The 15,016-nt window shown below is 64.4% G+C and carries 15 protein-coding genes and 1 tRNA gene; 1 reads left to right on the top strand and 15 read right to left on the bottom strand.

Features of this window, described 5'->3' with window-relative positions; all coding sequences use genetic code 11:
* Positions 1-49 precede the first annotated feature (49 nt).
* From G8E10_RS10645 to rplU, 13 genes are all read right to left on the bottom strand, one after another.
* Positions 50-1,237, bottom strand: coding sequence for a divergent polysaccharide deacetylase family protein (locus G8E10_RS10645; protein ID WP_167128621.1), 1,188 nt, complete (start codon positions 1,235-1,237; stop codon positions 50-52).
* 232 nt (positions 1,238-1,469) lie between these two features.
* The gene (locus tag G8E10_RS10640) at positions 1,470-2,792 is read right to left on the bottom strand and encodes a S41 family peptidase (RefSeq protein WP_110730403.1); all 1,323 of its coding nucleotides are present in this window, start codon (positions 2,790-2,792) and stop codon (positions 1,470-1,472) included.
* Positions 2,782-4,107 carry a murein hydrolase activator EnvC family protein gene (locus tag G8E10_RS10635; RefSeq protein ID WP_281517526.1) on the bottom strand — a complete coding sequence of 442 codons (1,326 nt, stop codon included), beginning with the start codon at positions 4,105-4,107 and terminating at the stop codon, positions 2,782-2,784. The genes G8E10_RS10640 and G8E10_RS10635 overlap by 11 nt, the downstream gene beginning before the upstream one ends.
* 257 nt (positions 4,108-4,364) lie before the next feature.
* Positions 4,365-4,847, bottom strand: coding sequence for a 23S rRNA (pseudouridine(1915)-N(3))-methyltransferase RlmH (gene rlmH, locus G8E10_RS10630; protein ID WP_167128615.1), 483 nt, complete (start codon positions 4,845-4,847; stop codon positions 4,365-4,367).
* A 154-nt stretch (positions 4,848-5,001) separates the two neighbouring features.
* Positions 5,002-5,457 (bottom strand): ribosome silencing factor, encoded by a 456-nt coding sequence (gene rsfS, locus G8E10_RS10625; protein WP_420851144.1) that lies wholly within the window; start codon positions 5,455-5,457, stop codon positions 5,002-5,004.
* Positions 5,458-5,548: 91 nt separating this feature from the next.
* A complete protein-coding gene (locus G8E10_RS10620; RefSeq protein ID WP_132448856.1) occupies positions 5,549-6,142 on the bottom strand; it encodes a nicotinate-nucleotide adenylyltransferase in 594 nt (197 codons plus the stop codon).
* Positions 6,143-6,181: 39 nt separating this feature from the next.
* Complete coding sequence (locus G8E10_RS10615) at positions 6,182-7,462, bottom strand: glutamate-5-semialdehyde dehydrogenase (RefSeq protein ID WP_167128612.1); 1,281 nt, start codon at positions 7,460-7,462, stop codon at positions 6,182-6,184.
* A complete protein-coding gene (gene proB, locus G8E10_RS10610; protein ID WP_167128609.1) occupies positions 7,455-8,630 on the bottom strand; it encodes a glutamate 5-kinase in 1,176 nt (391 codons plus the stop codon). Before proB ends, G8E10_RS10615 begins: the two co-directional genes overlap by 8 nt.
* The gene (gene obgE, locus G8E10_RS10605; protein ID WP_110801202.1) at positions 8,630-9,640 is read right to left on the bottom strand and encodes a GTPase ObgE; all 1,011 of its coding nucleotides are present in this window, start codon (positions 9,638-9,640) and stop codon (positions 8,630-8,632) included. The genes proB and obgE overlap by 1 nt, the downstream gene beginning before the upstream one ends.
* 120 nt (positions 9,641-9,760) lie before the next feature.
* Positions 9,761-10,345 carry a GNAT family N-acetyltransferase gene (locus G8E10_RS10600; RefSeq protein WP_167128853.1) on the bottom strand — a complete coding sequence of 195 codons (585 nt, stop codon included), beginning with the start codon at positions 10,343-10,345 and terminating at the stop codon, positions 9,761-9,763.
* 38 nt (positions 10,346-10,383) lie between these two features.
* The gene (locus G8E10_RS10595) at positions 10,384-11,016 is read right to left on the bottom strand and encodes a GNAT family N-acetyltransferase (protein WP_110730409.1); all 633 of its coding nucleotides are present in this window, start codon (positions 11,014-11,016) and stop codon (positions 10,384-10,386) included.
* Between the two features lie 123 nt (positions 11,017-11,139).
* Positions 11,140-11,409 carry a 50S ribosomal protein L27 gene (gene rpmA, locus G8E10_RS10590; RefSeq protein WP_062477551.1) on the bottom strand — a complete coding sequence of 90 codons (270 nt, stop codon included), beginning with the start codon at positions 11,407-11,409 and terminating at the stop codon, positions 11,140-11,142.
* A gap of 30 nt (positions 11,410-11,439) precedes the next feature.
* Positions 11,440-11,757: a 50S ribosomal protein L21 gene (gene rplU / locus G8E10_RS10585; protein WP_092930972.1), complete on the bottom strand. Its 318-nt coding sequence runs from the start codon at positions 11,755-11,757 to the stop codon at positions 11,440-11,442.
* Positions 11,758-12,074: 317 nt separating this feature from the next.
* Here rplU and G8E10_RS10580 point away from each other — a divergent pair.
* A tRNA-Ser gene (locus tag G8E10_RS10580) sits at positions 12,075-12,164 on the top strand.
* A 227-nt stretch (positions 12,165-12,391) separates the two neighbouring features.
* On the opposite strand, the gene ispG is transcribed toward G8E10_RS10580, so the two are convergent.
* Both ispG and G8E10_RS10570 read right to left on the bottom strand, forming a co-directional pair.
* The gene (gene ispG / locus G8E10_RS10575; protein WP_110801090.1) at positions 12,392-13,645 is read right to left on the bottom strand and encodes a flavodoxin-dependent (E)-4-hydroxy-3-methylbut-2-enyl-diphosphate synthase; all 1,254 of its coding nucleotides are present in this window, start codon (positions 13,643-13,645) and stop codon (positions 12,392-12,394) included.
* A 178-nt stretch (positions 13,646-13,823) separates the two neighbouring features.
* Complete coding sequence (locus tag G8E10_RS10570) at positions 13,824-14,984, bottom strand: MFS transporter (RefSeq protein ID WP_281517525.1); 1,161 nt, start codon at positions 14,982-14,984, stop codon at positions 13,824-13,826.
* Positions 14,985-15,016 lie beyond the last annotated feature (32 nt).

The following is a 15,016-nucleotide window of genomic DNA, read 5'->3' as shown; positions in this document are numbered from 1 at the left end:
CCTCAAGACGTGTGGCGGCTGTCCTGCAGCGCGCACAAGGGGGATCGGTTCAGTTTCGCTTCGTGTCCTTCACCAGCGCGGAGACGCTGACGAATTCGATGCCGCGCTTCTCTGCCTCTTCCATCCATTGCGCAATGGCCGAGACGCTTTCGTCGAAGGCGGACGCCGTGCCAATCGCCGTGCCGTTGCGCCGGGCGATCCGCTCGAGATCGTCGAGCTTGCGCAGAATGGCGGTGCGGTCGAGCTGCGTATCCACCACAACGTCGCCGAAAGCATAGGGCACGTCCAGCGCGTCGCCGAGCGTCGATGTCAGTGATTGTGCCGAGGTGCCGTCATCGAGGAACAGCAGCCCGCGGCGTCCGAGATCGCGCATCACGGGCTCGAGGGCGCCGGCGTCGGACAGGAAACGGCCGCCGAGGAAGTTCATGATGCCGGTATAGTTGGTGATCTTGCCGAGCGCGTCGCGCAGCTGCGCCAGGTTCTGCTTGGCGCTATCTCCCACCAGCAGGGTCTGTGGCCCGGGATTGTTCGCGGGGTAGTCGAAAGGTTCGAACGGCACCTGCAGCAGGATCTCGTGACCCGTCCGCCGCGCTTCCTGCATCCAGCGCTGGAGGCTGTTGCCCGAGGCGGCGAAGGCGAGGGTGGTGGCGGGGGGAAGCGTGCGGATGGCGTTCTGCGTCCCCGTCTGGCTCATTCCCAGGCCGCCGACGACAAGCGCGATCCGCGTGCCCCGCGCGCCCGACCAGGGCCTTGCATACTGATCCATCGGCCGCAGCCCATCCGGTCCGACGACCGGCAGGCGGCCCTCGGGCGCGTCCTCCAGCAGGAGGTCGTTCGGCTGTGCCGCCATGCGCGGATCCTGGCCTCGCACCGGGCCGACCTCGATGATGGCGGGACCGTCCTTGCCACGCTTGCCGGGCGAATAGGTCGTCACCACATTGCCGTCGTTGAGGAGCGTCCGGTTGACTGTCGCGCCCGACGACGATGTTTCGCGGGTCGGCTGGGCTGTCGCTTTCGCCGCGTCTTGTGTCTTGTCTTCGGGCTTTTCGCCGGCCGGCGCGACGGCGACGTCAGGCTTTGGAGGAAGAAGACCCGTGGGCGACATCAGCGCGAAGACGGTTACGCCGGCTATGGCTGCCGCGAAGAGACCAAGCGCCGCCTGCCCCTTGCGGAGCGGCGTCTTCGTCTTTGCCGGTCGCCTGTTCTGGCCAAGCGGTGCGTTGAGATCCGTCCCCAAAGTCGTCCTGCACTGGTAGCTGGCCCATTCCCAACCGGAATATCACAGCGATGTCTTCAGCCGTGCCCTCAAGCGATTCGGCCGGGCGAGCCCGTGGTAACACAGTCATCTGCTATCGGCTCTGCCGACCTTGTTACCGGCCGAAGCTTGCGCGTCACCGACGCCTTACACGCAAAAACGCCGCCCGGGGGACCGGACGGCGTTTGAAGCGATAGCGATGGTCCCTCGACCCTTACGGAGCGAGTTCGGCCTTCTGCGGGTTGGCCGGGAAGCTAGGGTCGCTCTTCTTGCCGCGCAGCAGGTCCAGCGCATAGTTCAGCTGGATGTCGTCCTTGGGTTCCGGCGGAACGTAGGCGACGGAGCCGGAGCCCTCCTGCGTCTCGTTCTGGCCCTGGATGTGGCCGCGCAGGCTGGATTCGCTGGTGTTCTCGACCTTGCCGAGAAGTTCCGGCGGCAGCGGCTGATCGACCTTGATGTCCGGCGAGATGCCCGTGCCCTGGATCGACTTGCCCGACGGCGTGTAATAAAGCGCCGTCGTCAGGCGGAGCGCACCGGCTTCGCCGAGCGGGATGATCGTCTGAACGGAGCCCTTGCCGAAGGATCGCGTGCCGAGAACGGTGGCACGCTTCAGGTCCTGCAGGGCGCCGGCGACGATTTCCGATGCCGAAGCCGAGCCGCCATTGACGAGCACGATGACCGGCTTGCCGTCCGTCAGGTCGCCCGGCGTCGCGTTGAAACGGCGGGTCTCGTCGGCGTTACGGCCGCGGGTGGAAACGACTTCGCCGCGTTCCAGGAAGGCGTCGGAGACGTTGATCGCCTGGTCGAGCAGGCCACCCGGGTTGAGGCGCAGGTCGAGCACGTAGCCCTTCAGCTTGTCGGCCGGCACGTCCTTCTTGATCTTCTCGATCGCGTTCTTCAGGTCGTCATAGGTCTTTTCCGTGAAGGAGATGACGCGGACATAGCCCACATCGCCTTCGACGCGCGACTTGACGGCCCGTACCGCGATGACGTCGCGCACGATCGTCAGTTCGATCGGCTTGTCGGCGCCCTTGCGCAGGATGGTCAGCTTGATCGGCTTGCCGACGGCGCCGCGCATCTTGTCGACGGCTTCCTCAAGCTTCAGGCCGCGAACGTCCTGGCCATCGATCTTGGAAATGAAGTCACCGGCGAGAACGCCGGCCTTGGCGGCGGGCGTGTCGTCGATCGGGCTCGTCACCTTGACCAGCTCGTCTTCCATCGTGACTTCGATGCCGAGACCGCCGAATTCACCCTTGGTCTGGGTGCGCATGTCTTCCGCGTCGGTCGCATTCATGTAGCTCGAATGCGGATCGAGGGAGGAGAGCATGCCGTTGATGGCATTCTCGATCAGCTTGTCGTCCTGCGGCGGCGTGACGTACTGGGCGCGGACGCGCTCGAAGACATCGCCGAAGATCGACAGTTCGCGATAGGTGGACGGATTGGCCGCAACGGCCGGAACGACTGCGGAGTAGACGACGCTCATCGCCGTCGCGCCCATCAACGCCCCGACCAGAACTAGTGAAGCCCTACGAATCATTTCGACCCTTTCCGGTATCTGAGGCGGTCCACCAGGGTCGAGAATCAACCGGTTTACCGTCTTTTCTGAATTCAATGTAAAGCGTTGGTCGATCTGTTTCCAGCGCCAAAGCCGCAGCACTCGCCACTCTTTTCGCCCCCATCTGGCCAAGCGGTTCGCCCGCGACGACGAACTGGCCCGGCTGGACGGCGACCGTCTCCATCCCAGACAAAACAACAAGATAGCCGTCGCCCGGGTTGAGGATGATCATCTGTCCGTAGCTGCGGAATGCGCCTGCGAACATGACCCATCCGTCCGCCGGCGCCGTGACCAGCGCGCCGGCTTCGGTGCGCAGCATCATGCCTTGCGAGGAATGCCCGGTGCCGTCGTCTTCGCCGTAGCGGCGCAGGACGGAGCCAGCGACGGGAAAGGCGAGTTTCTTCTGCAACTCGGAAAATTCATATGCGGGGGCAATGCGGTTTTTGTCGGGCACCGCGTTGCGTGCCAGCGCGCGCGCGGCCTCGCGTTCGGACTCCGACAGGCGCGCACGGGCTTCCTCTTCCGCGCGTGCTGCCTCGGCGGCAGCCCTCACGGAGCCGATCTCGGTCTCGAGCGAGCCGATCAGGCCTTGCAAGCTCGTTGCCTGCGAGGCCAGCTGTTCGGCCTTGCGCCGTTCCGCAGCAAGCTCGGTGGCGTTGCGGTCTTTCAGCTTTTCCTTCTCGGCCACCAGCATGTTCATCCGCCGCTCTTCCTCGAGCCGTGCGGTCATGTCGTTGCCGAGTGCCTGCTTCTGATTGACGATCTCGGTGCGCAGGCCTGCCAGAGCCTGGAGGTCGGCGGCAAGGTTTTCCGTCTCGTGGCGGATGCCGGGCACGACGGCACCGAGCAGGATGGCGCTACGAACGGAGCCGAGCGCATCTTCCGGCGTGACGAGCAGGGCGGGCGGCGGGTTGCGGCCCATGCGCTGGAGGGCGGCGAGAACTTCCGCCAGCACGCCGCGCCGCGCCTTCAGCGACTGGTGCACGGTGTCCTCGCGAACGCGCAGATCGGTCAGCTTCGTCTCGCCATCGGCGATCTGCTGTTCGAGCGCCTGACGCTTGCCTGCGGAATCAACCAAAGCCTGCCGCAGGGATTCATTGGTCTTTTCAATGTCGGCGATCTCGGATTGAAGCGCCAGCGCCCGCTCCTGCGAGACGCCTATCGTCTTCGACAGGGCTTCGAGTTCGATGCGGGTATTGTTGCGCCGCTGGGAAAGCGCGGCCGCGGGATCTTCCGGTGCGGCGGCAGCAGCAGCGGGGCGATCGCCACGCTCGGCTTCCTGCGCATGAGCAGGCATACCCAGGGGGGCTGAGGCGGCGAGAATCGTGGACATCAGGAGAATGTGACGGAAGCTGCGGCCATGCGGCATCGTCCGGTCGCCTGCCCCGGCTTTCCCGCGTCTGGTCTGCCCCCTTTTGGTCATCCCGCCATCTGCCGTCGTCCGCCTTGCCCGAAGCTTGCGCGTGAAGTGAAGGCCCAAGCCTTTTGTCACAATTGCGGCAGGCGCGTGGCCTGTCTGCCTGATGACGCAAGGTTGATGGTGCCTGCGAGAGATCAGACACGATGATAGGGATGGCCGGAGAGGATGGTCACAGTGCGGTAGAGCTGCTCGGCAATCAGGATGCGCACGAGCTGATGCGGCCATGTCATACGGCCGAGGCAGATCACGGCGTCCGCGCGGGCGTGCAGGTCGGGGTCGAGACCATCGGCGCCGCCGATCGCGATGGTCATCTCGCGTTTGCCTTGGTCGCGAAAGCCGCCAATGAGGTTGGCGAAATCCGGTGATTCCAAGTGTTTGCCGCGTTCGTCCAAGAGGATGAGAAGACCCGCGTCGGGGAGCGACTTCAGAAGCTGGGCTCCCTCTTCGCGCTTGCGGGTGTCGCTGGACGAAGCGCGGCTTTCGGCGATTTCCGTCATCCGCCCGGCTTCGAGGCCGATAGCGGGGCCAGCCTTGGCGAAGCGGTCGAGATAACGCGCCGCAAGATCCTTCTCCGGGCCGGCTTTCAGGCGCCCGACAGCAAAAAGTCCGATTTTCAACCCTCTGGCCTCCGGCGCAGCTGTGATTTCGACCGACGTCGTCCGTCGGCATTCGGCCGGACGATCCGCAGCGACGCCGCGTCATTAAAGCCGCGCAAGGTACAGCCTTCGACGAACCCTTGGGAGGTGTCGCCGAACGCCTGATATCAAAGGGTCAGTGGCGCGTGCCGTCATCCATCTCGGGGGCCGCCCACATCCGCTCGATATTGTAGAATTCGCGGATTTCAGGACGGAACACATGGATGATGATATCGCCGGCGTCGATCAGCACCCAGTCTGCCGTCTCGAGGCCTTCGACCCGGGGAGAGCCCAGGCCTTCGTCCTTCAGGTCGGACATCAGGTGGTCGGAGATCGCGGCAACATGGCGGCTCGATCGCCCGGAGACCACAACCATGTAGTCGCCCAGCGCCGATTTCCCGGCAATGTTGATCGTGACAATATCTTCTGCCTTTGAGTCCTCGAGGCTTGCGAGAACCAGTTGAAGCGCCCGGTCGGCGGCATCGTCGCCACGTTCCGTGCTTTTCGGGAAGATGCGGGTGACATTTCCCTTGGCGTGTACTGTTGTCAGAGTTTTTCCTTTCCCAATGACCAGAACATGCACGTTCGGCACATCTCATGCCGGGCAACTGCTTGTCGGACAGTCGCCTGTATAAATGTAGTCATCAAAGCCTTAAGGTTTCAAGACGCCGCCAAAAAGATCGTCAGCCTCGCACAGGCTTGCCCGCCCGCAACGCCGTGGAACTTAAACGCGAGCGCGGACCGTGGAGGAACGTCCAGGCCGGTGCGGGTCTACGCGCGAGAAGAGCGGCATCCTCCTCGTCCACACGGGCATAGTCGAAGGTCTGCGCCATCTTCGAGGAGAGATAGGCCAGCGTGGCGCCCGGGCGATCGACGATGGCGATGGGCACGCTACGGGCGATCTCCTGCCAGCGCTGCCAACGGTCGAACGTTTTCAGGTTGTCGGCACCCATGACCCAGACGAAATGAATGGCCGGGTTGCGCGCGCGAATCTTTTCCAGTGTGCGCGCCGTGTAGCTCTGCCCGAGCGATTGCTCGAAGGCGGTCACCTTGATGCGCGGGTTTTCCGTGATCGCCTCGCTGAGCGCGATGCGATCGGCAAGCGGCGCCAGTTCGCGCCGGCTCTTCAGGGGGTTGCCCGGCGTCACCATCCACCAGAGCTGGTCGAGCCGCAGGCGGCGCAGGGCGATGTCGGCCACCAGCACATGCCCGTCATGCGGCGGATTGAACGAGCCGCCGAACAGGCCGACCGTCATGCCCGGCTCGACATGCGGCATCCGGAGATAGCGGTCGGCGACGGCTTCGTTTCGCGTCACCTAGGGCCGAACCTGGCCGGTGCCGTGCACGCGATACTGGAAGGAGGTCAGCTGCTCGACGCCCACAGGCCCGCGCGCATGCATCTTGCCGGTGGAGATGCCGATCTCGCCGCCCATGCCGAACTCGCCGCCATCGGCAAACTGCGTCGAGGCATTGTGCAGGAGAATGGCGCTATCGATCTCGGTGAAGAAGCGGCCAACGACGTCGGGATCCTCGGCGATGACGGCTTCCGTATGGGAGGACGACCAGAGGCCGATATGCTCGATCGCTCCGGAAATGCCGTCGACCATCCGCACGGCGATGATCGCGTCGAGATATTCGGTCGCCCAGTCCTCTTCCGTGGCAGCGATGAGGCCGGGGACGATGGCACGAACCGTTTCGTCGCCGCGCACCTCGCATCCGGCGGCCTTCAAGGCTGCAATCAATGGCTCGACGAAGCGCGCGGCGCCGGCCTTGTCGATCAGCAGCGTTTCCGCCGAGCCGCAAACGCCGGTGCGGCGCATCTTGGCGTTGACGATGATGGCGCGCGCCATGTCCAGATCGGCCGAGGCATCGACATAGACATGGCAGAGGCCTTCGAGATGCGCAAACACGGGCACGCGGGCCTCGTTCTGCACCCGGGCAACAAGGCTCTTGCCGCCGCGGGGCACGATGACGTCGATCGTGCCGTTCAGGCCGGTCAGCATGGCGCCCACGGCCGCGCGATCGGCAACCGGAACCATCTGAATGGCATGTTCGGGAAGGCCGGCTTCGGCCAGACCTTCGAGCAGGCAGGCATGGATCGCCTGCGAGGAATGGAGACTGTCGGAACCGCCGCGCAGGATCACCGGATTGCCGGCCTTGAGGCACAGCGCACCGGCATCCGCTGTCACGTTCGGCCGGCTTTCGTAGATGACGCCGATGACACCGAGCGGCGTGCGGACGCGCTGGATGCGCAGGCCGTTCGGCCGGTCCCATTCGGCGATGACGTCGCCGACCGGGTCCGGCAAAGCGGCGATATCGCGGATGGCGCTCGCCATGTCCGCAATCCGCGCTTCGCTGAGCGTCAGCCGGTCGATGAAGGAGGCGGCAACGCCGGTTTCCCGGGCGTTTTCCAGATCCAGCACGTTGGCGGCAAGGATCTCGGCGGTCCGCCGCAGGATCGCATCGGCCATGGCCAGGAGGGCCGCGGTCTTCTGTTCCGGCGACGCCGTGGCGAGCGGACGGGCCGACGCCTTTGCCTGCCGGCCAATGGTCGCCATCAGGTCCTGAATTTCGCGCTTGCGGGGATCGTCAAGCATGGATGTCCCTCCTCTCCGTATCCTCAGTCATGGGCTGCTGCGTCGCACCGGTCATGACCAGATCGTCGCGATGCACCATGGCGGCGCGCCCGGCATAGCCGAGAATCGCTGCGATCTCTCCCGATTTTCGTCCCACGATCTGCCGCGTTTCGTCAGCATCGTAGCCGGCAAGGCCACGGGCGATCTCGCGCCCGTTCGCACTCAGGATTGCGATCGTATCGCCACGGCTGAAGGAGCCGGTGACGTCGCGCACGCCGGCCGGCAGCAGGCTCTTGCCGGAGCGCAGCGCGGTTTCCGCCCCCGCATCGATGGCGAGGCTGCCGGAGGGCAGCAATTGCCCTGCAATCCAGGTCTTGCGCGCGGTCACCGGCGTGGTGGAGGGCGCAAACCACGAGGAGCGGGCGCCGTCGCCGAGCGCGCTCAAGGGGTGATCGACCTTGCCGGAGGCGATGATCATGGCGCAACCGGCGCCCGTCGCCATCTTGCCAGCGTCGATCTTGGTGCGCATGCCGCCACGCGACAGTTCCGATGCGGCCCCGCCGGCCATCGCCTCGATCTCGGGCGTGATGGACGGGATCGTCTCAAGGAATTGGGCCTGCGGATCGAGATGCGGCGGCGCCGTGTAGAGGCCGTCGATATCGGAGAGGAGAATCAGGAGATCGGCACCGATCATGGTGGCCACGCGCGCGGCCAGCCGGTCATTGTCGCCATAGCGGATCTCGCTGGTCGCGACTGTGTCGTTCTCGTTGATGATGGGAATGGCGCCCATCTTCAGAAGCTGCGTCATCGTCGCGCGCGCATTAAGGTAGCGGCGCCGCTCTTCCGTATCGCCGAGCGTTAGCAACACCTGTCCGGCAATGATGGCATCCTGCGACAGGCTTTCCGACCAGGCACGTGCCAGCGCGATCTGCCCGACGGCCGCCGCCGCCTGGCTCTCCTCCAGCTTCAGGGCGCCGCCCGGCAGCTTCAGCACGGAGCGGCCGAGCGCAATGGCGCCGGAGGAGACCACAAGGATATCGACGCCTTTTGCCTTCAGGGCGGCGATATCGGCGCAGATGGCATGAAGCCATGCCGTCTTCAGCCCGCTTGCGCGATCGACCAGCAGGGCCGATCCGATCTTGATGACGATCCGGCGATAGGTCGAAAGCGGCTTGCGGGCTGAGCGCATCAGTCGTCGCTCCCCGCCGTCTGGGCCGTGACGATGATATCGCGCAGGGCGCGCAGCGTCTCCGTCATGCCGGTGCCGACGATGGCAGAGAGCAGGAAGGGCGTCTTGCCCGAGGCCTTTGCCAGAGCTTTCTGCTTCTTCTTCAGCTCGGTCGGGTCGAGCGTATCGACCTGCGACAGCGCCACGATCTCCACCTTGTCCGTCAGTTCGCCGCCATAGGCCTGCAGCTCGTGCTTCACGGTCTTGTAGGCCTTGGCCACATCCTCTTCCTGTCCGGAGACGAGGTGGAGGAGGACGCGCGTGCGCTCGACATGGCCGAGGAAACGGTCGCCGAGGCCGACGCCTTCATGCGCGCCTTCGATCAGACCGGGAATGTCCGCCAGAATGAATTCGCGTCCATCGATGGTGGCGACGCCGAGGTTCGGGTGCAGCGTCGTGAAGGGATAGTTCGCGATCTTCGGCCGTGCCCGCGTGCAGGTGGCGAGGAATGTGGACTTGCCGGCGTTCGGCAGCCCCACGAGCCCGGCATCGGCGATCAGCTTCAGCCGCAGCCAGATGGTCTTTTCCTCGCCCTCGAGGCCCGGATTGGCCCAACTCGGTGCCTGGTTGGTCGCAGACTTGAAATGCGCATTGCCGAAGCCGCCATTGCCGCCGGCTGCGATGCGGAAGCGCTGGCCCTCGCTGATCATGTCGATGATCAGGGTTTCGCCATCGTCTTCAAGGATCTGGGTGCCGACCGGCACCTTCAGCGTCACGTGATCGCCGCCCGCACCCGTGCGATTGCGGCCCATGCCGTGGACACCCGTGCCGGCCTTGAAATGCTGCTGGAAGCGGAAGTCGATCAGGGTGTTCAGGCCGTTGACAGCCTCCACCCAGACATCGCCGCCGCGCCCGCCATCGCCGCCGTCCGGCCCGCCGAACTCGATGAACTTCTCGCGCCGGAAGGATACCGCGCCGGCACCCCCGTCGCCGGAGCGGATATAGACCTTGGCCTCATCAAGAAATTTCATCGTCGTGCCGTTCGTGGTTACTGCCGGAAATGCCGCCATCGATATAGGCGCGGCCCGGACAGGTCAAAGAAATCCTTCATGCGGGCGGCCCCGGCTTTGACGCCGGAGCCGCCCGCAATGTCATTCTGTGGCGGGCGCAAAGGCATCCCGCGTCAGCCGCGTCTCGATCCGGTTCACCGTCGCACCGCGTGCCGGGACATAGACATCCGCAATGCCCGAGATCGCGAAGCCGAGCTTTGCCTGGACCTTCAGCGAGGCCGTGTTGTCGGCAAAGACACCGGATAGCACGGTGCTATCGGGCCTTTGTCGGAAGAACGCCGCGACGAGGGCCCATGCGGCTTCGCTCATGATGCCGCGGCCCCAAGCCTGGCGGTTCAGCCAATAGCCGAGGTGCCAGCCGTTCCGCAGCTTCTCGATCGAGACCACGCCGATATGCGCATCGTCCGTCTCGGTAATGGCCGCGTTCCATGCAGTGCCGGCATTCGCTTCCGTCTCCAGCCACTCCCGTGCGTCGCCCAGATGATAGGGCTGCGGCACGCGCAGGAGCATGCGTGCGACGCCGAAGTCGGTGAGCGACGCGGTGACCGCCTCCGCATCGGAAAGGAGATGCGGCCGCAAGGTCAGCCGCGGCGTCCGGATGACCGGGCAGGGCGGCAAGCTTCCGGACGCTTGGCTCTTGCGATCCGGGCTCTTGGCGCCAGACATCTCAGGCTTGCGCCGTGCCGGCATTTCCAAGTCGAGCGTCATCGTCCGCCTCCCCAGCTTCTGAGCGAGATCCAGGTCTTGCGATCCAGTCGGAACCACTCGACCGGCACCATGCCGCCGAGCGCAAGGCTGCCGACCATGCCGCCGCCCTGATACTGGAAGCCGCACTTCTGGATGACCCGCCGCGAGGCGACGTTCATCACCCGGCAGCGGGCATCCAGCTGCGCGATCTCGCGCGTGCGGAACGCCATGTCGATCAGGGCCTGGGCGGCTTCCGTCGCATAGCCCTTGTTCCAGTGCGGTTCGCCCAGCCAGTAGCCGAGTTCGGCCGTACGTCCATCCTCATGCGGCTCGACGCCGCAGCACCCGAGAAAGGCGCCCGTGTCCGCTTTGGTGATGGCGTAGACGCACTTGCCAATCGTGCCGGCATTCGTACGTCGCACGAAATCCGCGGCATCCGCCACCGTGTAGGGATGCGGCATGCGCGAAACCATGGTGGCGATGTTGGCGTTGTTGGCAAGATGGGCAAGGGCGTCGATATCGTCTTCATGGGGCGCGCGCAGCACGAGCCTCGGTGACAATAATATCGGGCAATCGGTCCTTGACCGTTGCGGCCTCAGCCGCTCTTCGGGAGACCTCGGCCGGTCTTCCCGTAACAATTCGCTCTGCATGTCTCGTCCTCCAGACGTGAAAAAGGGGAGTTGGGTCTTGCCCCATCTCCCCTTTGTCGTGGTCTGAACCTGAAACGGCCAGCCGGGTCGATGAGACGCCGGCTGTTTTAGAGCGCTACCGGCTTATTCCGCTGCTTCTGCTTTCGGCATCACCGAGACGTACACGCGGCCATTGGCCTTCGTGCGGAAGTCAACGTTGCCTGTCGTCAGCGAGAAAATGGTGTGGTCCTTGCCGAGGCCGACATTGGCGCCCGGATGCCACTTCGTCCCGCGCTGGCGCAGGATGATGTTGCCTGGAATGACGGCTTCGCCGCCGAACTTCTTCACGCCAAGGCGCTTGGATTCCGAATCGCGACCGTTACGCGACGAACCGCCAGCTTTTTTGTGTGCCATGGGTCTTCTCCTTTAAACCTTCGATCGATCTTACTTGGCGCCTGCGATGTCCAGGATACGGACAGTCGTCTGGTGCTGGCGATGGCCGCGCGTGCGCTTGGAGTTCTGGCGACGGCGCTTCTTGAAGGCGATGACCTTCTTGGCACGACCATGGCTGACAACTTCCGCGCTGACGATAGCGCCTTCGACGAAGGGAAGGCCGATCGTGGCGTCGGCGCCAACGCCGACCATCAGGATCTCGGTGAATTCGATCTTGTCGCCCTCGGCGCCATCCAGTTTTTCGATGGTGATGACGTCGTTTGCGGCTACGCGGTACTGCTTACCGCCGGTCTTGATGACTGCGAACATGTCTTGTCCTTGTCTGTTCGGTCCGGCTCTGCCTCTTCGAGAGAAGAGAACGGCCGTCTTTTTATCAGTCGGAATGGCCAAGGGAAGGTTCTCCCCGGCCGACGAAACGAATACCCTTTCGGACATCCTGCCTGACGTAGCACCGCAACCCCATGACGGAGTTCGCACCACTTCAGACGCGCCCGTTACGTGAACTTTAGAAAACTGTCAAGGTAAAACCCCTGAAATCCCTCAAATTGAAGCCTTTCCCCCTCTTGCCATCCCCCCGAACTGCCGCTATGAACCGCCTCGCGCTCCAAAGCGCCTTCTGACCCCGCGGAGAGGTGGCAGAGTGGTCGAATGCACCGCACTCGAAATGCGGCATGCCTGCAAGGGCATCGTGGGTTCAAATCCCACCCTCTCCGCCATTTGTCTGATGATTCAGTCACGAATTATTGCTGATCTTCGGCACGTGTACGCATCCGCTCTTGTCGGTTGCCGGAGACGGATCTCGGGCTGACCCATCAGCATACATTTCCTATGGAAATCAACGATCTGAAGCAGTCGTCGTTATGCGAATCACGCGCCAGATCGTCCGGCAGTAGGATGATTGTCATCCATCTTCGCCATGCGGGGCTGTATCGACAGCGCCGTCTTACTCCGCCGCAGCCTGGCCGTGGCCGAAGCGTTTCTCGATGTACTCGCCGACCAGGGTTTCGAAATCGCCGGCGATGTTGGTGCCGCGGATTGTGAGGGCTTTTTTGCCGTCGATGTAGACGGGGGCGGCCGGGAGTTCGCCGGTTCCGGGGAGGGAGATGCCGATGTCGGCGTGCTTGCTTTCGCCGGGGCCGTTGACGATGCAGCCCATGACGGCGACCTTCAGGCCCTCGACGCCCGGATATTTCTCGCGCCAGACAGGCATGTTGCGACGGATATCGTCCTCAATCTTCTGCGCCAGTTCCTGAAACACCGTGGAGGTGGTGCGCCCGCAGCCCGGACAGGCGGCGACGACGGGGATGAATTGGCGGAAACCCATGACCTGCAGCAGCTCCTGCGCCACCTGCACCTCGCGGGTGCGGTCGCCGCCCGGCTCCGGTGTCAGCGAAATGCGGATGGTGTCGCCGATGCCCTGCTGCATGAGAATGCCCAGCGAAGCGGAGGAGGCGACGATGCCCTTTGAGCCCATGCCGGCCTCCGTCAGGCCGAGATGGAGCGCGTGGTTGGTGCGAACCGAGAGCATGGCGTAGGTCGGGATGAGATCCTGGACGTTGGAAACCTTGGCCGACAGGATGATGCGGCTGCGGGGCAAGCCGATCTCCTCGGCAAGCTCCGCCGAGATCAGTGCCGACTGGACGATGGTCTCGCGCATCACCTGCTGCGCGGTGAGCGGAAAGCCCTTTTCCTGGTTCTCGTTCATCAGTCGTGTCAGGAGTTCCTGGTCGAGGGAGCCCCAGTTCACGCCGATGCGCACGGGCTTGTCGTACTGGATGGCCCGCTCGATGATCGCGCCGAACTGCCGGTCCTTTTTTTCCTTGAAGCCGACATTGCCGGGGTTGATCCGGTACTTGGCCAGCGCCTCCGCGCAGGCCGGGTGATCCGCGAGCAGCTTGTGGCCGATATAATGGAAGTCGCCGATCAGGGGCACGTCGAGGCCGAGGCGCTCCAGCCGCTCGCGGATGCGCGGCACTGCCGCCGCACTTTCGTCGCGATCGACCGTGATGCGCACGAGTTCGGAACCGGCGCGGTGGAGGGCTGCAACCTGCGCCACCGTCGCATCCACGTCGGCCGTATCGGTGTTGGTCATCGACTGCACGACGACGGGCGCGCCGCCACCGACGAGCACGCCTCCGACATCCACGGCAACCGTTTCGCGGCGCGGCTGAGGTTCGAAGGCAAAGGACATGGACATGGTGGGCCTCGTGCATTCCCGGTCGATCGGCGCCCCTGAGGTGCAGGAGGATCGACGCGCTGTCAACTGACGCCGCGCCTTCCAGGTCGAAAAGGCGCACCCGGCAGCACCTGTGCTCCAGCAGGTTTTGGCGGCGAATTCGTGGCGCCTATCCGCCGCCTGGCATCAGGCTCTCATCTTATCCGTTCTTTGCTGCATCCGCATGAACCGCATGGCCCGACAGCAGGAGGACGACGAGGAAGAGCAGGGGGATGGCGGTGAAGACGAGGGAGAAGCCGACATGTTCGGCGATGAAGCCGATGAGGGATGGGGCAACCAGGATGCCGGAATAGCCCATGAAGGTGACGACCGAAAGGCCGATGCCCGGTGCAAGCCCCGGCAGGTTGCCAGCCGCCGAAAACGCGATCGGCACCATGTTGGAAATCCCGATGCCGGCGACCGCAAAGCCGATGATCGCGACGGTTGGGCTGGGTGCAAGCCCGGCCGTCACCAGTCCGAGGAGAGCGAGCAGCGTGCAGACGCGCAGCGTCCTCACGGCGCCGAAGCGATCGCGGACATGATCGCCGGCAAAGCGCATGATGGCCATGGTGGCGGAGAAGGCAGCAAAACCGTATCCGGACAAGGCGACGGAAGCGCCGAGTTCGTTGCGCATGTAGAGCGCGCTCCAGTCGATGACCGATCCTTCGGGGATCATCGAGAACAGGGCGACGATGCCGATCAGCCAGGGAAGGGCCGAGCGAGGCAAGGCCAGCTTTTCCTTTTCGGCCTCGGGATGCGGGTGATCCGCCATCACCATGGGCCAGGCGACCGCGAGGATCGCAAGGCCGGTGATCGTGACCAGCACGGCATGCATGACCTCGCCGAAATGGGCGAGCGCCGGGCCGCCGAGCGCTGCACCGAACAGCGCGCCGAGGCTCCAATAAGCGTGGCAGGACGACATGATCGCCCGCCGCATGCGTTTTTCCACGGCCACCGCATTGGCGTTCATCGCCACGTCCATGGCGCCGATGAAGCCGCCGAGCAGGAAGAGGACGACGAAGGTGAGGGGCAGGCCCGGCACGAGGCTGAGCAGGAGCAGAATGGGCGCCAGGCAGGCGGCCATGAGGTTCGAGATCTGCCGCGAGCCGAGCCGTGAGATCAGCCCGCCCGCCACCGGCATCATCAGCAGGGAGCCGATGCCGAAGGTGAGGATCAAGAGGCCGAGCATGCCCTCGCTGATGCCGAGCCGATCCTTCAGCACCGGAATTTTCAGCGCCCAGCTGCCCATCATGAAGCCGTTCATCAGGAACAGCAGCGACACGGCGAGCCTGATCTTCGGCATGTAGCCCCGTGGCGCCATCTCCGCTGCTGCGTGCGCTGGCCCGTCCGGTG

Source organism: Ferranicluibacter rubi (genome assembly GCF_011603255.1).
GTDB classification, from domain to species: domain Bacteria; phylum Pseudomonadota; class Alphaproteobacteria; order Rhizobiales; family Rhizobiaceae; genus Ferranicluibacter; species Ferranicluibacter rubi.
The sequence above is the reverse complement of the archived record's forward strand: the minus strand, read 5'-3'. Positions and strand labels throughout refer to the sequence as shown.